The 18,020-nt window shown below is 63.3% G+C and carries 19 protein-coding genes; 7 read left to right on the forward strand and 12 right to left on the reverse strand.

The features are described 5' to 3' along the window. Position 1: 1 nt before the first annotated feature. Positions 2-598 carry a YceI family protein gene (locus EV688_RS14505; RefSeq protein WP_117319132.1) on the forward strand — a complete coding sequence of 199 codons (597 nt, stop codon included), beginning with the start codon at positions 2-4 and terminating at the stop codon, positions 596-598. Here EV688_RS14505 and EV688_RS14510 read toward each other — a convergent pair. Continuing rightward, positions 574-3,003 (reverse strand): tetratricopeptide repeat protein, encoded by a 2,430-nt coding sequence (locus EV688_RS14510; RefSeq protein WP_117319131.1) that lies wholly within the window; start codon positions 3,001-3,003, stop codon positions 574-576. The two genes, EV688_RS14505 and EV688_RS14510, sit on opposite strands and share 25 nt — an antisense overlap. Between EV688_RS14510 and EV688_RS14515 the strand changes: the two genes are divergently transcribed. Continuing rightward, positions 3,002-3,721: a glutamine amidotransferase-related protein gene (locus EV688_RS14515; RefSeq protein ID WP_117319130.1), complete on the forward strand. Its 720-nt coding sequence runs from the start codon at positions 3,002-3,004 to the stop codon at positions 3,719-3,721. The two genes, EV688_RS14510 and EV688_RS14515, sit on opposite strands and share 2 nt — an antisense overlap. A 16-nt stretch (positions 3,722-3,737) precedes the next feature. On the opposite strand, the gene EV688_RS14520 is transcribed toward EV688_RS14515, so the two are convergent. The 4 genes from EV688_RS14520 to EV688_RS14535 form a co-directional block, all read right to left on the reverse strand. Further along, positions 3,738-4,961, reverse strand: coding sequence for an NAD(P)/FAD-dependent oxidoreductase (locus tag EV688_RS14520; RefSeq protein WP_117319129.1), 1,224 nt, complete (start codon positions 4,959-4,961; stop codon positions 3,738-3,740). Further along, a complete protein-coding gene (locus EV688_RS14525) occupies positions 4,958-5,389 on the reverse strand; it encodes a YkvA family protein (RefSeq protein ID WP_117319176.1) in 432 nt (143 codons plus the stop codon). Before EV688_RS14525 ends, EV688_RS14520 begins: the two co-directional genes overlap by 4 nt. A gap of 23 nt (positions 5,390-5,412) precedes the next feature. After that, positions 5,413-5,853: a VOC family protein gene (locus EV688_RS14530; RefSeq protein WP_117319128.1), complete on the reverse strand. Its 441-nt coding sequence runs from the start codon at positions 5,851-5,853 to the stop codon at positions 5,413-5,415. Positions 5,854-6,159: 306 nt separating this feature from the next. Further along, complete coding sequence (locus EV688_RS14535) at positions 6,160-7,245, reverse strand: adenylate/guanylate cyclase domain-containing protein (RefSeq protein ID WP_117319127.1); 1,086 nt, start codon at positions 7,243-7,245, stop codon at positions 6,160-6,162. Positions 7,246-7,365: 120 nt separating this feature from the next. Between EV688_RS14535 and rdgC the strand changes: the two genes are divergently transcribed. Further along, the gene (gene rdgC / locus EV688_RS14540; RefSeq protein WP_117319126.1) at positions 7,366-8,274 is read left to right on the forward strand and encodes a recombination-associated protein RdgC; all 909 of its coding nucleotides are present in this window, start codon (positions 7,366-7,368) and stop codon (positions 8,272-8,274) included. A 16-nt stretch (positions 8,275-8,290) separates the two neighbouring features. Next, positions 8,291-9,385, forward strand: coding sequence for a tRNA 2-selenouridine(34) synthase MnmH (gene mnmH, locus EV688_RS14545; protein WP_341539185.1), 1,095 nt, complete (start codon positions 8,291-8,293; stop codon positions 9,383-9,385). Here mnmH and EV688_RS14550 read toward each other — a convergent pair. Together EV688_RS14550 and EV688_RS14555 are read right to left on the reverse strand one after the other, a co-directional pair. After that, positions 9,365-9,883 carry a GNAT family N-acetyltransferase gene (locus tag EV688_RS14550; protein ID WP_117319123.1) on the reverse strand — a complete coding sequence of 173 codons (519 nt, stop codon included), beginning with the start codon at positions 9,881-9,883 and terminating at the stop codon, positions 9,365-9,367. The two genes, mnmH and EV688_RS14550, sit on opposite strands and share 21 nt — an antisense overlap. Further along, positions 9,883-10,308, reverse strand: a complete 426-nt coding sequence (locus EV688_RS14555) for an ion channel (protein ID WP_117319125.1) — start codon at positions 10,306-10,308, stop codon at positions 9,883-9,885. Before EV688_RS14555 ends, EV688_RS14550 begins: the two co-directional genes overlap by 1 nt. 206 nt (positions 10,309-10,514) lie before the next feature. Between EV688_RS14555 and EV688_RS14560 the strand changes: the two genes are divergently transcribed. After that, the gene (locus EV688_RS14560) at positions 10,515-11,954 is read left to right on the forward strand and encodes a dynamin family protein (protein ID WP_117319122.1); all 1,440 of its coding nucleotides are present in this window, start codon (positions 10,515-10,517) and stop codon (positions 11,952-11,954) included. Between the two features lie 9 nt (positions 11,955-11,963). Continuing rightward, positions 11,964-12,812, forward strand: coding sequence for a 3-mercaptopyruvate sulfurtransferase (gene sseA / locus EV688_RS14565; RefSeq protein WP_117319121.1), 849 nt, complete (start codon positions 11,964-11,966; stop codon positions 12,810-12,812). 74 nt (positions 12,813-12,886) lie between these two features. On the opposite strand, the gene EV688_RS14570 is transcribed toward sseA, so the two are convergent. From EV688_RS14570 to EV688_RS14585, 5 genes are all read right to left on the reverse strand, one after another. Then, on the reverse strand, positions 12,887-13,423 hold the full coding sequence (locus EV688_RS14570; protein ID WP_117319120.1) for a YaeQ family protein: 537 nt from the start codon (positions 13,421-13,423) through the stop codon (positions 12,887-12,889). A gap of 159 nt (positions 13,424-13,582) precedes the next feature. Further along, the gene (locus EV688_RS14575; protein ID WP_117319119.1) at positions 13,583-14,131 is read right to left on the reverse strand and encodes an outer membrane beta-barrel protein; all 549 of its coding nucleotides are present in this window, start codon (positions 14,129-14,131) and stop codon (positions 13,583-13,585) included. A 202-nt stretch (positions 14,132-14,333) separates the two neighbouring features. After that, the gene (locus EV688_RS14580) at positions 14,334-14,645 is read right to left on the reverse strand and encodes a cupin domain-containing protein (RefSeq protein WP_117319124.1); all 312 of its coding nucleotides are present in this window, start codon (positions 14,643-14,645) and stop codon (positions 14,334-14,336) included. 160 nt (positions 14,646-14,805) lie between these two features. Beyond that, the gene (locus tag EV688_RS17930) at positions 14,806-15,084 is read right to left on the reverse strand and encodes a dockerin type I domain-containing protein (RefSeq protein WP_424282707.1); all 279 of its coding nucleotides are present in this window, start codon (positions 15,082-15,084) and stop codon (positions 14,806-14,808) included. Beyond that, complete coding sequence (locus EV688_RS14585) at positions 15,072-16,805, reverse strand: sulfatase-like hydrolase/transferase (protein WP_117319118.1); 1,734 nt, start codon at positions 16,803-16,805, stop codon at positions 15,072-15,074. Before EV688_RS14585 ends, EV688_RS17930 begins: the two co-directional genes overlap by 13 nt. 681 nt (positions 16,806-17,486) lie before the next feature. Between EV688_RS14585 and EV688_RS14590 the strand changes: the two genes are divergently transcribed. Next, on the forward strand, positions 17,487-17,900 hold the full coding sequence (locus tag EV688_RS14590) for a hypothetical protein (RefSeq protein ID WP_117319117.1): 414 nt from the start codon (positions 17,487-17,489) through the stop codon (positions 17,898-17,900). Positions 17,901-18,020: the final 120 nt, after the last annotated feature.

The raw sequence follows: 18,020 nt of genomic DNA on the forward strand, positions 1-18,020 counted from the left end.
CATGAAAACGACGGCACATAACAGGTGGCTGACGGCATGTCTGGGCGTTGCACTGGCAGTCTTTACCGGCGCCGCCAGTGCAGAGTGGGAACTCGATGGCGATCGCTCCCGACTGAGCTTCATTTCGGTGAAGAACGCCTCCGTCGGTGAGGCGCACACGTTCAAGACACTCGAGGGCTCTGTCAGCGACGATGGCAGCGCCAAGGTCGGGATCGATCTCGACAGCGTCGAGACCGCCATCCCCATCCGCAATGAGCGCATGCGGGAAATGCTGTTCGAAACGGCTAGCTTCCCCGCCGCCAGCATCACGGCCAGCGTCGACCCCGCGGTCATTGAAAAGGCGAGGAAAGGGCCCATCGAAGTGACCCTGCCGCTGACGGTGGAACTGCACGGCAGCAGCGCAAGCTATGACGCCGCAATGCTGGTGAGCGTTGCCGAGGACGGCAGTCTGCACGTGGCGACTCGCGAGCCGATTGTCGTGGATGCCGGTGACTTCGCGCTGGGAGCGGGTGTGACAGCCCTGAAGGAGGTCGCCGGATTGACGTCCATCAGCACGTCGGTTCCCGTTTCTGCCTATCTGGTATTCGATCCAGGCTGAGGCTGGCGGCTGGCGGCAAGCTGCCGCAGGCGCTGCAGCCACTGTGGATAAGCGGGGTTGTCAGGCACCAGCGTTACCAGAGAGCGTGCATGAACGATGGCATCGTCCAGATCACCCGCCGCAGCCGCGTACTCACTCAGCGCCATGACCACGGCCGGGTTACCCGGTCGCGCACGGTCCAGCGCTCGCAGGGCTTCCCGGCCTTTTTCCTGCATCCCGCTGCTGTAAAGCGCCACGGCGTTGACATAGCGATGCCGCCAGCCCGCGCTTTCGCGCTCTGCGGCTGCCTGCAGCAGCTCTGAGCCCCGGTCGCGGTTGCCCGTGCGAATCTCCAGCAGCCCCAGTGCATGCAGGGCATTGCCGTCGTCCGGCGACTGATCCAGCAATGTCTCCAGTTCCCGTCGAGCGGCGTCTTCGTCGCCCCGCTGTCGCTGCAGGTCGGCGAGGTTGAGGCGCGCAGCCGCCAGTGACGGGTCGAGCGCCAGCGCCTCGCGATAGGCCGACTCCGCCCGCGGCAGGTCGTTGCGTGCGTGGTGGAACACGCCCAGCTGCAGCTGTGTTTCCGGCATGTCGGCATGCCGCGCCTGCACCGCGAGGTACTCATCGAACAGCTGCAGAAGATGCTCGCGCTGCGCCGGGCTGACGCGGCCGAGCGGAATGTCCGCAAGATTTTCGGCCAGGGCCATGCGCACGGCGGCGACCGGATCATCCCGCAGCGGATACAGCAGCTCGAGTCGCTGGCGCGGATCGGCGCCAGCGAGGCTGCGTACGGCACTGCTTCTCAGCAAGGGGTCGGCGGAGCGCAGCATCGGCGTCGCCGTGGGCGCGGCGTTCTGGCCCGCAAGGGTTTCGAGTGCCGTTGCACGCCAAATGTTTGCAAGCGCGGGATCCGCGATCTGGGCAAGCACCTCTCCGCGGGCGCGGGCGTCACCTTCGCGGAGTTGCTGCACGGCCAGCGCCGGGTGCGGGCCGTCGGTATCCGGCGCCATCTCCCAGGCGCGCAGGGATTCCAGCGCCCACTCGCTGTCGCGTTCGCTGTGGCACTGCGTGCAGGCGTTCGGAGTCCCGAGCACGAGGGTCAGGTCAGGCCGCGGAATCCGCATGCTGTGATCGCGGCGGTCATCAACACCCATGTAGCGCTTTGCCGGCATGTGGCAGTTCACACACTGCGCGCCGCTGCCCGTAGGATGACGGTGGTGCTGCTGACTGTCGTAGGCGGCGGGGCTGTGGCACTGGGCACACAGCGCGTTGCCCTCGGCACGCAGCCGGTTGTTGTGGGGTTCGTGGCAGTTGCTGCACACGACGCCGGCGCGCTGCATGCGGCTCTGCAGGAAGGAACCGTGGACAAACACTTCATCGTCGATCTGTCCGTCCGGGTGATACAGGGGCGGCTGAGGCAGCGCCAGGCGGTGGGTGTCGAGGAGATCAGCGCCGTAGTGGTAGTCGCCAAGCGGCCCACGCCGGGAGTGGCAGCGCGCGCAGGCATTGATCTGGGTATCCGCCTGCAGTGGCTTGTCACGGGTGGCTATCGCGGCGTCCCCGGCGAACTGCCAGTGACCGCGTTGGCCCAGATCCACATCGAGCCCGGCGCCGGGTTTGCGTGCCCCTGATGGCACTACGCTTTGCATCTGCCTCACGTGGTTCGCGCCCGGGCCGTGACAGGCCTCGCAGCCGACGCTGATCTCGCGGTAGGTGGTGGCGTAGCGGCGCTCGCTAGCGCTGTAGCCTTTATCTACCTGCGTGCTGTGGCACTCTGCACAGCGCGAATTCCAGTTCTGGTAAGGGCCTGTCCAGTGCAGCGGGTCAGTGTGGTCGATGGCCTCATCCGGGTAGAGGGAGTACCAGCGCTGGCCACCGTCCTCGGCTGGCCGTGCATCCCAGGCAATGCCCAGCGCCTGCAGTCGGCCGTCGTCCAGTGGCAGCAGGTACTGCTGCAGCGGATAGACGCCAAAGACCTGGCGCACGGGGAAGTCGCGCAGCGCGCCGTCGGCGCCGTCGGTGTGCACCATGAAGTGCTCGCCGTCGCGGTAGAATCGGGTCGTTACGCCCTGATGGGTAACGCTCACGTCGCTGAAGTCGCCGAGCACGGTTTCCTCGGAGGCCTCCTGCATCGCCAGCTGATGATGTGATCCCTGCCACTGCTCATAGGCATCGACATGACATCCCGCGCAGCGCTCACTGCCAACAAAGGCTTCCGCCGGCGCCGCCTCCCTGGCCTCGATCGGAACGGCGACAGGCAAGGTCAGCGCGACCAGCAGAGCGATCAGCAGGTGTGATGGTGTGGTCAGGGTTATCCTCCAGGACGGGATGTATCGCAGGGCATCATCCCCCGCGGGCGCTATGGACAGCAAGCGACAGCGGTTTACCCTGTAGACCGACACATCGCCACGACAGAGGACAGTCATGAAGCTTGGCATTTTGCGCACCGATACCGTACGGCCGGAGTGGTCCGCCCGCTTCGGCGAGTATCCGGACATGTTCATGCGGCTACTGGGTCGGCTGGATCCGTCGCTGGAGTTCCGGGTGTACCACGTGGAGCGCCAGGAGTATCCCGACGATATCGATGAGGTGGATGCCTACCTGATTACCGGCAGCAAGTTCAGTGTCTACGATGACGAGCCCTGGATTTATCGTCTTGCGGACTTCGTGCGGGAACTGCACGCAAGACGCAAGACGATGATCGGTATCTGCTTCGGTCACCAGATGATTGCCCACGCCCTGGGCGGTGAGACGCGCAAGTCGCATCGCGGCTGGGGCGTGGGGTTGCATCGTCATCGGCTTCACGGCCGTCCGGACTGGTCTGATGATGGTGACGCGCAGTTCCGGATTCTGGTCAGCCACCAGGATCAGGTGGAGCGCGTGGCACCGGGTACGGAGGTGCTGGCGGGCAGCGATTTCTGTGAGAATGCGGTGTGCCAGATCGGCGATCACATCCTCACCTTCCAGGGGCATCCCGAGTTCGAGCCCGATTATGCCCGCGAAATCATGCAGCTGCGCCGTGAAACCATCGGCGAGGAGACCTACCAGGCGGGAATGGACTCCCTTGACGAGCAGCCGGAGACAGAGCGTATCGGCCGCTGGCTGCTGGCCTTCCTGCATAAGCGGGACCGGGCCGTTGCCTGAGGTCAGCCCCCTGAGCTCAGCCCCCCAGGCGGCGCACGCCGCGCCGCAGCAGATAGCCCGACTGTATGAGCGCCGGGACGCCCAGGTGGCCCAGCGCATCAAGATAGCGCCGCTGTCCGCGCAGGAAGCCCGCGCTGCGAAGCGGGTTGTCCTGATAGGCCATCTGCAATTGGAAAATGCTTTCTTTCAGCGCTGCAAGGGCGGGTCCGGCAAAGACACGCTCCCCTAACTCCAGAAAAGTGTCGATGTCGCCGAAGGCGGTCACCCTGACCTCGGGCCCGGGGCGCAGGGGTCGCAGGGGGCGGTCCGCGAGCCAGCGCTCAACATTGTCCGCGGCGCAGCTGCCCATGGCCAGGGCATTGTAGGCCTGTTTCCACAGGGGTTTGGGCGTTGCGGCGGCATCGCCGGCAATAAAGACGTTCGGTGCCGCCATGCTCTGCAGACAGTTATTTACCGGTGCCCATGAGCGTCTGTCCGGCGCCAGCCCGGACTCGAACAGCAGGGGCGCGGGTGCCGCGCCGGCTGTCCACAACGTCAGGTCGCTGCGCAGGCTGGTGCCGTCAGCCAGGGTCACCCGGGTCCTGCTCACGCGGGAGACCGCTACGCCGCAGTGCAGGCTGACCGGGAGGTTCGCGCAGTGTTCGCGCACCGCGGCATCGATGCACGCGGGGGACTGGGGCATGAGCCGGCTGGCGGCTTCCACAAGATGAATCCTGAGCGATTCGACGCCCCGGTAGCGGCGCAGGATTTCACCGAGACATTCAACGCCCTCGAAGCTGCCACCGATGATGACAACGCTTGACGGTCGCCCGCGCGCTGTGACCAAGGCCAGTTGATCGCCGATCTCGGCGCACTCGTCCACACTCTTGAAAGGCAGCGTATGCTTCTGCACGCCGGGTATGCCGAAATCGGTATTGACGCCGCCACAGGCGACCACACAGGCGTCATAGGCGAGTCTGTCGCCACCTGCGAGCTCCAGCTGTCCGATGGCAGTATGCAGCCGCGTGACGGCCTCCTGCCGCAGGTGATGGCCGGCGCGCCGGCTCAGCGTGTCCCGCGACAGCTGCAGATGCGCCGGACACTTCACGCCAGAGACCAGCTCGTGAATGTTCGGCAGGAATTCGAAGGCTGGCTTCGGGTCGAGCAGGGTCACAGCGTGGCGTCCGGAGAGCTGTCGCGCGGCGGCGATGCCGGCAAAGTTCGCGCCGACGATGGCGATGCGTGCGGGTTGCGCCTTCACTCGGCGACGTTCTCGGCGGCTTTTTCCGGTTGTGGCGGCCGCTCTGCGTCACCGAACCAGGCCCGCAGTCGCGCTGCAGCGCGCTGTCGCACGGCGTCGTCAACGCTGGCGCTGACCGTGGCCAGGGCGAACGCCAGGACGCCGAGGTCGTCGACATAGCCGATACCGGGGCTGATGTCGAGAATCGCATCTATGGGAGTAATGAAATAGCCCAGCGCGCCAATGATGGTCGCCTTCGCCCAGGCCGGCGTTTCCTCCCGCTGCAGCGCATAATACAGCAGCAGGGCTTTTTCCACCGCGTCGCGGCCCGCGGTGCGCGCATGTCGCGACAGCTTGTCGCGCAGCCGCTCTTCCGAGTAGGCGGCGGAATAGGCCGTCTCTGCCTTTACTGGCACCGGCAATGGCGCCTGCCTAGGTTCTCTGGGCATGTCCGCGAACTCCTGGTTGTCTTCTACCACGTGCCGCTGTTGGGCATGCTTGCCCATGGCTCGCGGGGCTCGAGGTGATCGCCCGCCTGCAGCAGCTCAATGGAAATACCGTCGGGTGAGCGCACAAACGCCATATGACCGTCCCGCGGCGGGCGGTTGATGGTCACGCCGGCGTCCATGAGCGACTGGCAGAGGGCATAGATGTCGTCGACGCGATAGGCCAGGTGGCCGAAGTTGCGCCCGCCGTCGTAGTCTTCCGGGTCCCAGTTCCAGGTGATTTCCAGCAGCGGACTGCTTCCCGCGCGCGCCTTCTCGACGTCTCCCGGCGCCGCCAGATAGACCAGCGTGAAGCGACCCTTTTCGCTGTCGTGCCGGTTGACCTCTACCAGCCCGAGCTTGTTGCAATAAAAATCCATGCTGTCGTCGAGGTTGCTGGCGCGGACCATGGTGTGCAGGTATTTCATGAGGGTTCCTCCAGCTATATACAAGGATAACGGTAGGCTTCGCGCGCGGCGCACGCAAGTCATAGCGGGAATGGGGTTTGACATCGCCTGCGCATGGGCATGGGCTAGCCTACGGTGCTGGGTCGGCGGCGCTGTCTTATGACCGGTTATGAAATTCTTCTGCAAGGCGGCGTAGATGAGCAGTGACAGTTTGGAGCCAGCTTGAACATTGTCGGCGGGAAATCCTGGCTTGACCTGCTGGAGCAGCAGCAGAGCCTTGTACTGCTACTGGCGACCTTCGCTGGCGGGCGGTAATCCGGCGCCGGTTCAGCCTGCTGCGCCCCAGAGCAGCCGGTCGACATAGTTGCGGACGGCCTCGTGTCCGGGGGTGCCGCCACTGGTGAAAGCGAAGGCCGTCTGGTAGGCATCGTCATCACGTCGTGAATGCAGCGCCCGCGCGTACAGGTCGCTGGCACCGTCGGATGCAAGATCGGGGTTGACGGTGAAACTGATCTCGCTCAGGGAGGGCAGGTCCAGCGGCAGCCGCGCCAACATGCCATCATAGCCAAGGTTCATGATGCTGCCGCGGTAGGGCTCGTCGATGACCTGCTTGTCGTGCACGCGGTAGAAGCGCAGCGGCAGCTGCACAGGCACCCTGGGTGAGGCCCGCATCTCCACTTGCGGCACGATCGTTCTCACGGGTGCGGTGACCGCCGTCATTTCATAAAGGTTTACCGGGCCGCTTCTCCCTTTCACGCGCAGCTGCCTGATGGCTCCGGTCTCAATGCAGCCGCGAGCTGCGCGGTAGCTGCGTTCGCTGAGCAGAACCTGGCCGCGCAGGCTGAAGGACTCCACTCTTGCGGCAAAATTTACCTCGTCGCCAATGGCCGTGTATTCGCGATACTGCTGTGGTCCAAAACTGCCGACCATGACCTCGCCAGTGTTGATGCCGATGCCGGCGTGGATTTCCGGGATGCCGTTTGCGATATTGCCGGCGTTCAGATCGAGCATGGCCTGCTGCATGCGCGCCGCACAGGCCAGCGCCAGGGGCAGGTGGTCTTCCCGGTGTTCGGGCGCGCCGAACAGGGCCATCACGCCATCCCCCAGGAACTTGTCGACAAAACCGCCGTGCTCGTGGACCAGCTCTGTCATGCGCTCGAAAAACGGTTTCAGCACGGCCAGAAGAACGGCGGGTTCACAGCTGTCAGCGAGGACAGAGAATCCGCGAAGATCGACGATCAGCACAGTGATGAGGCGCGACTCCGGCTCTGCCACCGGTGGCGACGGGTCGAGCATGGCGTGGGCAAGCTGGTTGATGGTGGCGCGTTCACGCTCCGCGAGGGGGCTGCCGATGCGGTGGGCAATACCTGTCATAAATGCCGCGACGCGCGCGCTGTAGTCGGCGTTTTCCATGTGTCGTCGTCACCATCCCTGGCTGTGCCGCAGCGGCTATCGCGGCAAGATAATCAATTCACATCGTAGCGGCACACCCCGTCCGGTACAATGCCGGAATTTTCCAGGAGTCGTTTTTTCATGTGGTTCAAGAACCTTCGTGCCTACCGCCTGACGCAACCGTTCGCCCTGACAGCAGATCGTCTCGATGAACAGCTGGCGGCCCACAGCTTCACGCCCTGTGCGCCCTCTCAGGCGCTGTCGATCGGCTGGGCCGCGCCCGTCGGTGACGACGGCGCCCCGCTGGTGCACAGCGCCAGTGGACGCCTGCTTATCCGCCTGCGTCGTGAGGAAAAGCTGCTGCCGTCGACGGTGGTGCGTGAGCATCTCGAGGAGCGTATCGAGGCCATCGAATCCGCGCAGGGACGCAAGGTCTACCGCAAGGAGCGCCTGACGCTGAAGGATGAGATTGTTCAGGACTGCCTGCCGCGGGCGTTTTCCCGAACCACTCACCTGTACGCCTACATTGACCCAGCCGCTGGCTGGGTGATGGTGGATGCGTCCAGCGCCGCCCGTGCCGAGGAGCTGCTGAACCTGCTGCGCGAATCCATCGGCACCTTCCCGGTATTGCTGCCGCAGGTGAATGATGCACCCCTTGCCACGATGACCCACTGGCTGGTGCACAACAATCTGCCGGATGCCTTCAGCGCTGCCGGTGAATGCGAACTGCGCGAGCCGGGCGATGACGGCGGCGTGGTGCGCGTGCGCGGCGTCGATCTTTTCAGCGAGGAGGTGGAAAGCCACCTGCAGGCGGGCCGTCAGGTGGTCAGAATTGCACTGGACTGGGATGAGCGGGTGTCCTTCGTGCTGGCGGAGGACCTGTGCCTGCGCCGGCTGCGCTTTGCCGATGAACTGATCAAGGAGAATGATGACCTGCCGGAAGACGATGCGCTTGCGCGCCTCGACGCGGACTTTGTGCTGATGTCTGAGGCCATCGGCGAGCTGTATGCCGAGGTCATGCGTGTCTTTGGCGGCGTTGCCGAAGGTTGAACCGGGGCTGATGTCGATGCGCCCGGATACCGACGACTACCGGCAGCTGTTTCTCAATGACCTGCCATTGATGGATACCCGTGCCCCGACCGAATTTGCCCGGGGCGCCTTCCCGGCCGCGGTCAGCCTGCCGCTGATGACGGACGATGAGCGTGCCCGGGTTGGCACCTGCTACAAGAACGACGGGCAGGACGCCGCGATTGCCCTCGGCCACTCGCTGGTGCAGGGCAGCGTGAAGGCGCAGCGGCTGGCCGCGTGGGTCGCCTTTACACAGGCCAACCCCGAGGGCTATCTGTACTGCTTCCGCGGCGGTCTGCGCTCGCAGATTGTTCAGCAGTGGCTGGCCGAAGCGGGCGTTCACTATCCCCGCATACGGGGTGGTTACAAGGCCATGCGGCAGTATCTGCTCGCGGAGCTGGAGCGCTGTATCGCGGCTGCGCGTGTTGTTCTGGTGTCCGGCAGGACGGGCTGCGGCAAGACCCGGGTCATTCAGGCGCTGCCCAGAGCCATTGATCTGGAGGGCCTGGCGAACCATCGGGGCTCGACATTCGGTGCCCTGCTGTCGCCCCAGCCGAGCCAGATCGACTTCGAGAACCGGCTGGCCATCGCCCTGATGAAGCGCCTCGCCGGGGAGGATGATCTGGTCATTCTGGAAGACGAAGGCAGGCTGATCGGGCGTCTCGCCCTGCCGCAATCCCTTCGTGAACGCATGCAGGACGCCCCACGGCTCGAGCTGGACGTTCCCCTGGAGGAGCGGGTGACTGTGGTCCTGGAGGACTATGTCGTCGATCTGGGTCGGCGCTATCGCGAGGCTTCTGGCGATGCCGGCCCGCAGCAGCATCGCGAGCGCCTGCAGGCGGATCTGGCGCGGACGCAGAAAAGGCTGGGTGGCTCGCGGTATCAGACAGTGAGCTCGCTCATGGAAGCTGCGTTCGACGCCCAGGAAACCCGTGGCGCGCTGGAGGGTCATCGCGAGTGGATCACGCTACTGCTGCGCGACTACTACGACCCGATGTATGACTATCAGATGAGCCAGCGTTCGGGCCGCCGCCTGATGACTGGCAGCCGTGAAGAGGTGATTCGTGTGGGCTCAGGACCCATCGGGATCTGACTCCACCCCTGACGCCGCAAATGCACGCAACGCCTCACCGCTGAGCCGATATCCTACCCATTCGCTCTGTGGCTGCGCACCGAAGGATTCGTAAAAGTCGATGGCCGGCCGATTCCAGTCCAGCACATTCCATTCGAAGCGGCCGCAGCCGCTGGCCACCGCAAGCTTCGCCAGATGCTGCAGCAGGGCTTTGCCCAGTCCGCGGCCACGCATGGCATCCGTGACGTAAAGGTCCTCGAGAAACAGCCCGTGCAGGCCGAGCCAGGTGGAATAATTGAAAAACCACACCGCAAAGCCCGCCGGCTCCCCTGCCAGTTCGGCAATGCTGCAGTGTACCCGGGGCCGGTTGCAGAACAGCGTGGCGCGCAGGCGTTCCGGCGTGGCCTCCACGGCATCGAGCGCCCGCTCGTAGTCGGCCAGCTCACGAATGAAGCGCAGAATGGTGTCGATGTCCTCGACGGTCGCGGGCCGGATATTGATGCTGGTGTCGGGTATCATTATTCACGGTTCCAGTACTGGGTCATTTCCAGATAGAGAAAAGACGCCGTCCAGGTGATTAAAACCAGCCCGACAAGGGATTCAAGGCCGGTGACAAAGCGGATTTCGCCGAAGGGCTCGATGTCCCCGAGGCCGAGCGTGGTGTATGACGCGAACGAAAAGTAGACGCAGGCTGCCAGTGACCCATCGAAGTTGCCGCCGAACGAGCCCCACCCATCCGCGTGGTGCATGATGTAAAAAACGACCGCAAAGACCCACACCTCGACAGAGTGTGCCACGAGTGCGGCGAGGACCCCAAGGACGATGCGGAAACGGTGCTTGACCTTGAGTATGGGCATGACCGCCGTAAAGCGAAAAAGAAACTCGTAGTGAATCATCACAACCAGTGCAATAACGGCGCTGAGCAGGAAAAAGGTCTTGATCATCTCGGGGAGCGCCTGTCGGTCTTCGGGGAGTGGACCGGCGGTAGCATACCCGTTTTGGGGCGCATCGAGAAAACGCGGCACGCGCCAGCGCGACGTGCGCAAGAGCCTGTGCTGTGATGTTTCTCCCTGCAACGTTAGGCAACAGGTAGACACAAGCGCCACACTGGTGACATCCTCACAACTTTCAGTCATGTGAGGACGTCCCCTTGGCAACGACAGCAACCGAAGAGCGCATCAAGCGCCTTAAACATCACCTGGAGCTGGAGAATCCGGCGCTGTCCCAGGCCGTGCAATATTTTCAGGAGCTGGACGCGATCGCCCGCCGCATCGGCTTTATCAGCCATGACGATTCCTATGCCACGCAGATCTCGTGGTGGCCCGTGGTGGCCGTGCTGGGGACCTTCTCCGCCGGTAAATCCACTTTCCTGAATGAGTATCTGGGCATCGACCTCCAGCGCACCGGCAACCAGGCGATTGACGACAAGTTCACCGTGATCTGCTACGGCGACACCGACCAGCCGCGCCAGCTGCCGGGTCTGGCCCTGGACGCAGACCCGCGGTTTCCGTTCTACCAGATCAGTGAGCAGGTGGAGGCGGCGTCAAAGGGCGAGGGCAAGCGGGTGGATTCCTTCCTGCAGCTGAAGACCTGCCGGGCCGAGTCCCTGCGCGGCAAGATAATGATCGACTCACCCGGCTTTGATGCGGACGAGCAGCGCAGCTCCACCCTTCTGATCACCGACCACATCATCGGCCTGTCCGACCTTGTGCTGGTGTTCTTCGACGCTCGCCACCCCGAGCCCGGCGCCATGATGGACACGCTCAAGCACCTGGTGGTGGAGACCATTGATCGCAGCGACAGCGACAAGTTTCTTTACATTCTCAACCAGATCGACAATACCGCCCGCGAGGACAACCCCGAGGAGGTGGTAGCGGCCTGGCAGCGGGCTCTGGCGCAGTCTGGCCTCACCGCGGGGCGCTTCTACCGCACCTACTCCGAAAGCGCGGTGGTGCCGATAGAGGACGAACAGAAGCGCCTGCGCATGCAGGCCAAGCGCGACGAGGACCTGGGAGAAATCCGCCGGCGAATCGAGCAGCTCAACATCGAGCGGGCCTACCGCGTTACGGGTATGCTGGAACACAGCTGCAAGCATCTGCGTGACGTCATGATTCCACGACTGATTGAGGCGCGGAATGTCTGGATGTCGCGCAACCTGTGGACCAACGTCATTGTCTTCGGCCTGGCGATCGGTCTGTTCCTGTATGTGACGATTACCGGTGACGCCTGGGATGGCTTCACGTTCCTGCCGCTGGCGGGGCTGGACACAACCCTGCAGCTGCTCGTGGGACTCGGGGTAGCCGTTCTGGTGCTGTTTGTGTATTCACGCCTGCGCCGCCTCGCCGGACAGAGCGTACTGCGGCGGCTGCAGCGCGACGACAGCCTGGGGTCCGACAAGGCATCCCTGGTCCGGGCCTTCGAAACGCAGCTGGGCGCGGTTTTCTCGCCGCTCTTGCCAGGCAAGCTTGCGGGCTGGTCTGCGCGTGTGCAGAAGAAACTGGACAAGCTGATCGGGGAAACCGACCGCATGGTGCAGGCGCTGAATGATCAGTACACCCAGCCCTCGGGTGTCGAGCCGAAGAAGCGGTAGGCGCCGCGGATGGCGGTCGACACAACGCCGGTTGTCAGCGTCAGCTGGCTGCAGGAGCACGTCGCCTCGCCGGGTCTGGTGATCCTGGACGCCTCCTGGTATCTGCCCGGCGATGATCGTGATTGCCGGGCAGAGTTCGAAAAAACGCACATCCCGGGTGCGCTGTTCTTCGATATCGACACACTGGTCGACAGCCGCAGCGACCTGCCCCACATGCTGCCGCCGCCCGATGAATTCACCGCGGCCATGCGCAGGCTCGGCTTGAATGGCGACGATCGCGTCGTGGTGTACGACAGCGCCGGCCTGTTCTCGGCGCCGCGGGCGTGGTGGATGCTTCGGGTATTCGGACATAGGCACGTATCCGTCCTGGACGGCGGCCTGCCCGCGTGGCGCGCCGCCGGTGGTCGGCTCGCGAGCGCTGCAGACGAGCGCGGCGCAGATCGCCCTTCCGGTGACTTCACGGCCAGCGCCCCGGATCCCGCGCTGCTGCGTTCACTGCAGCAGGTTCGCGAGGCCATCGGCAGCGGCAAGGAACAGATTCTCGACGCGCGCTCGGCGCCGCGCTTTCGCGGCGACGTGCCGGAGCCGCGCCCGGGATTGCGTTCGGGGCACATGCCCGGCGCGCTCAACCTGCCCTATGCGCAGGTACTTGATCCCGACACGAAATGCCTGCTCCCGCCCGAACAGCTGACGGCGCGTTTCGTCGAGGCCGGGATAGACCTGCAGCAGCCTGTGATCACCACCTGTGGCAGCGGCGTTTCGGCCTGTGTGTTGTCTCTGGCGATGGCGCAGGCCTCGGGGCTGGACGCGCCGGTGTATGACGGGTCCTGGGCGGAGTGGGGACGCCACAGCCAATAAAAAAGGAAAAACTACCATGCCCTCGGCGCGGAATATCCGCGGCTGGACTGACGAGAGTCGTACTTCCCGTTGAGTCAGGGCAGCTTTTGAGGCGCAACGGTGAACGAGGTATCGCCGCTGACAAGCAGCGCCTCGCCTTCGGCAACCGTGCACTGCAGGGTTACGCCGGGCGCGAAAATCCCTGCAAGCGCCTGCATGTCGACATCCCTCACCTGCAGAATCTGCAGCCTGTCGAGTCGCGCGAGCGTCGTTTCATGCTTCTTCAGCCACACCGGCAGGGCCCGGTCTCCATAGGCGTACAGCACAACCCGCTCCGCGCGTCCGCAGGCCTTGCGCAGCCGGTCCGGGTCCGGCACGCCCAGTTCAATCCAGGTTTCGATGGTGCCATCCAGCGCACGCAGCCAGAGGTCTGGCTCGTCGTCCGTGCTGATGCCGCGTCCGAAGGCCAGCTGCTCATCGGCGTGCAGCGCAAAGGCGAGCACACGCAGCATCATGCGTGCCCCCGTTTCCGAGGGATGTTGTGCCACTGTCAGGGGAAAGTCGCGATAGAGCTGTCGGTCGAGATCGGCGAGCTGCAGTGTGAGGCGGAAGACGGAGGATTTCAGTGCCATGCTTGGCCTTGTCGGGGGTCTGGTATCCCAGGGTCAGGCCAGTTTATCCACCCATGCCAGTAAAGTCTGTATGCCTCACGGAAAAGGATGCGCTCACTGGGCATGGGGCCCGGTTTGGCCCCATGCCCGGGTCGCGCGCCGGGTGCGTGAAAACGCGGTCTAGAAGTTGTAACCCAGACCGATGGTGAAGGCCCAGGCGCCGTCGTCCTGGAACGCATCCGTCGCGTCACTGGTGCTGCTGAACAGAAACTGGTACTCGGCGCGGGCGAGAAAATAGGTCTTGGGCAGCATGTAGTACTTCATGCCGGCTTCGAGGCCGGCGAAGGCACTGTCCTTGACGCCATCGCCATAGATGCCGCCGAGGCTGGCGCCGATAAAGGGACGCGCGCGGTCGTCAAGGAACTGATAGTTCACGTAGCCGCGGGTTGAGCCGTTCCAGAAATCGTCGACGATGCTCTCGCCGTCGATGCTGGCGTAGTTGATGCTTTGCCGCACACCGGTGACCAGGTGATCCTCGAGATACCAGCCCACATCGCCGGTCGCGCCGAAATTGCCGCTGTCAAATTTCCGGTCGCTACTGCCGGTTCCCGAGAGGGAGAATTCCCGCTCGCCTTTATCCGGGCCGAAATCCGAGGGCTGTGCGGACGCGACCATCGGCAGTGCACCGACGATGCACAGCGTAAGCGCCGTAACGTTGAATCTGTTCATGAGATGTTCCTTGCTGGAGGGCTGTCGCCGGTTTTCAGTCCGCGCCAGAGATGATTTTGGGCAGGCTGCCTGGAACCCTCATGATCGGACTCTGAGCCAGCGGTAGTCTGTGCGAGAGCGCACCCGGAACAGGTGTAATAGTGCCTAGTGGCCTACCAGGTACCGCCAACGCCGGCGGTTGCTGCATCTGCGGAATCGCAGATTACGGCTTTTCGGGAAAGAGGTGCACTGCCAGCCACAGCGTGCCGGGTTCGCAGCGTTCTACCCGATGCGGTGTTCCCGCCGGCAAGAACACAGGGTCGCCGGGGACCAGTGTGGCGGGTTTGCCGGCGATGTCCATGTCGGCACCACCGCGCAGCAGAATCACCCACTCATCCTGAGGCTGGACGTAATCCTTTGGCTGGATATCGGTGCCACTGACGATGCGCTCAATGACCAGGTTGCGGTGAGACAGCAGTGTGTCGACGCGCTCGCCCCCGGTGGGAATGTCGACCTTGTCAAAGAGATTATGCATCGGCTTCATCACCAAAAGCCTAACACATGCAGCTATGAACTCATCGCCGCCGTATCGGAAGATGAGGTCGGAGGCGCGCAGTCTTTGGGTACGCTGGCGGGCAAGCGCCCCGGCATCCATGAGTTCCCTGGCATGCAATCAGACAGACCAGTATCGGCACCTACTGACTCAGGCAATGTCGGCCCATATTGGCCTCTACGATCGCCAGGTCCGCTTCGTCAGTCCGACCGTCCAGATTGAAGTCGTACCAGCTGGAGCGGCCCTCGTTCAGCTGGCTGAAACGCTCCCAGTTGGCCAGGTCTTCCTGGTCGACAACGCCATCATTGTTGCCATCGCCAGGGCAGGCGATTTCGCTGGCCTCCAGTTTCTCGAGCGCGGCGCCGAGAGACTGGTAGGCCTGCGCCTGCTGCTCGGAAAGCTGGGCGTTCAGCAGCAGGATGACACCCCTTCAGGACCGGCAGCGCCATCCGGCCCGTACCAGGTGCCACCCTGGTCGGCGCACACCCCCTGCTGGGGGAACAGCTGCACACACATGTTGTAGGCGGCGATAACGCAGGGCGGCGGCAGAGCGGCCTCGGTCGAGCTCAGGTTGGTGCCGAGCGCAGAGTAATTGACCTCGCGAATCGATTCGCGGCCGGGTTCGGTCAGGTAGGGCAGCATCGATACTGCATCGATCTGCCTGGACGCCGGCAGTTCGTCGCGGATATTGGCCTCTCCCAGCTCGGCGAACAGGCTGAACAGGTCGGTCAGGTTAACCATGTGGGGGACATCGCGGTCCGGTTCAACCACCATGGGGCCAGCGACCAGCACGGGTACCCAGATGCCCGTCTGGTAGGGAAAGCCCTTGGCCAGGGTGGGGTTGAAGGGCCCCTTTACGCTGGGTCCGTAGGTGCCGTTGTCGCCGACAACGACGATGGCGGTATTGGTTTCCTCGGGGCGATAGCGCAGGGTTCCATCGCTATTCTCCTGCGCCAGGCCAGTTTCCACCAGCAGGCGTCCGATCTCGCGGTCCATGGCTTCGAGCATCTGGTTGGAGAGCACGCGTTGCTGCGCCACAGTTTCACAATCGAATCCGCCTGCAGGCTCGGCATCCTGAGGCAACAGCGCCTCAGGCGGAGGCTGGATGGGTGTATGTATCGCAGAGTAGCCGACGGAGAGCATCCACGGCTGATCCACGGGCTGGCGCCGGATCCAGCCAACGGCGCGGTCAGTTTCCATGGTGGTGCGGTAGCCGCGGCTGCGTCCGTCCGAGGCGGGAATCACCGTGTCCGAGCCATCCTCACTGTTGATGACCCACTCAGCGGTGTAGTAGCCGTTCTGCTTGTTGAAATTGATATGCGCAGGCACGGAGGACTGGCAACTCGCCCCGGGGTCGAGGATGCCACCGCGCTCGAGACACAGGCGCCCCGGGGTGTGGTAGTCAGCCAGGCCCAGCGAGGAACACGTGCCGTCCGGCTGATAACAGGCGCCCGCATCAGCCCCGTGCAGTGGATCGTCCTGGACATTGGGGACAAAACCGCAGCGATGAATATCCGCGTCGGCGACGCCGCCGGCCGTTGAATCGATGGGAAAGGGGCCGCCATCGAGGTAGCCTTCAAAATAGTCCCACCCCAGTTCCCGCATGACGCTGTCACCCAGGGGATGATTCGCGGGATTCAGGTCAGATCCGGAAATGTGCATCTTGCCCACGACGGCATTGAGGTAACCCTGCTGCTTCAGCACCTTGGGAATGGTGACCTCAAAGGGGGAAACCTGCGAATTGGCAAGGTCAGTAGAGACAATGGCATTACGCACATCCGTGCGGAACGGAAAGCGGCCCTCGAAAAACGCGGCGCGGGATGGCGAGCAGGTCGGCATCGACCAGGCATTGCGGAATCGGACTCCCGACTCCGCGATACTGTCGATGTTGGGCGTCCGGGCGGGCGTCTGGCCGCCATAGCCGAATGCCGGCAGCTGATCGACCCCGAGGTCGTCCATGACGATGAAGAGAATATTCGGCGTGCTGGCAGGCTCCCGTTCGGGGTCCGCGGGCAACACAGGAGCCGTTGCGGGCACAGTGGGGGTCGAGTCGGAGCTGTCCGAGCAGGCGGTAAGCGTGGCCAGAAGAAACGCTGCCGACAGGACCGCGTCACGCAGACGCTGGCTACTGATACGTAACATAAATCCACTCACTCTGGCTGCTTGGCGGACATGGGTGGCGGCTCAACCATGACAGTCAGCACCCAGGGATCAGCTCAGCGTACGCGCTTTGCCCGGCCGATAGTTACCGCTTTCGGCCGACAGTCGAAAATTAGACAAATAATGGACGAAGTCTGCCGAATAGGGTGTATGCTGCAGCGCATGCCTATTTCGGTGGAGTCATGCAGGGCGATGAACTGCGGGGCCCCCGGCGTCTCACCACTACCTTCGAAGAGAAAACCAGAAGCGTCTATTGTCCCGGCGTTCCCGGCGCGCACGCGTCGGCTTTTCCCACACACAGCTACGACAATCACACTCATGTGATATGCACGGCAACAACAGGGAATACATAGAATGACTACTCCAAAAGTTTCATCGCTCATAGCAGCCGGTCTGGTGATAACAGCCTCGCAGGCATGGTCCGAGGACCTTGCGACCTGGAGTGAGGTCGCCGAACAGGACTTCAAGGCGTAGCAGTGCATCACTATCCCGGGAACGCCGGGCGTACCGGCCCAGTGTGCCGGGGATACGAAAGTGCCCTATCCCTGCCCGACATGGAACCACCCGAGCAAGACGTGCCACAAGACCGTAAAAGGCCCATGTACGCCAGCGGTTCCGGGTGTCAAGTCGAGCAAGGAGTGCGCATCGGCGAACCTGGGAACTGTGAGTGTCAAGGCTGACGGGGCTCTCGCCACTACGGGTTCCTCCGTACAGGTTCACAATACGGTCTACAGTGATGTTCTCGGCTGGAAAACGCACTTTACGGTGTCCTGTGAGGTCAAGACAGACGTGAAGTTCAAGGCCTGTGTCGACCTGCTCGAGCCCACGAGTGTGCAGGTGTCCTCCGACGCGGTGTCATGCAATATTGCTGATGGCCTGCCCAGCAGCGGTCTTCCGGTCGCCGGGGATGTATGCATGTTCGTCGATGCGAAGAATGTCGCCACAGGAAAACCGACCGGAAATGTGGGCGCCCAGGTGAGCACGCAGGTGGGTTACGGCAAGCAGTCTGTCGCCGGACAAACTATCGACCTGGGGAATCAGTCCTGGACCGAGACCCTCTTCAAAATCGATTTCTGACCCCTCAAAAACTATTGGAAATTATCTAGCAGTCTGTCGGACTCACGTCCGACAGACACGGTTTAAAGTCGTGGTAACGGTTCAAAGCTGTTAGTTTTGCTTCTGGTGGTTCTGAGTGCG

Origin of the sequence: Chromatocurvus halotolerans (assembly GCF_004340525.1) — a bacterium.
GTDB lineage: Bacteria > Pseudomonadota > Gammaproteobacteria > Pseudomonadales > Halieaceae > Chromatocurvus > Chromatocurvus halotolerans.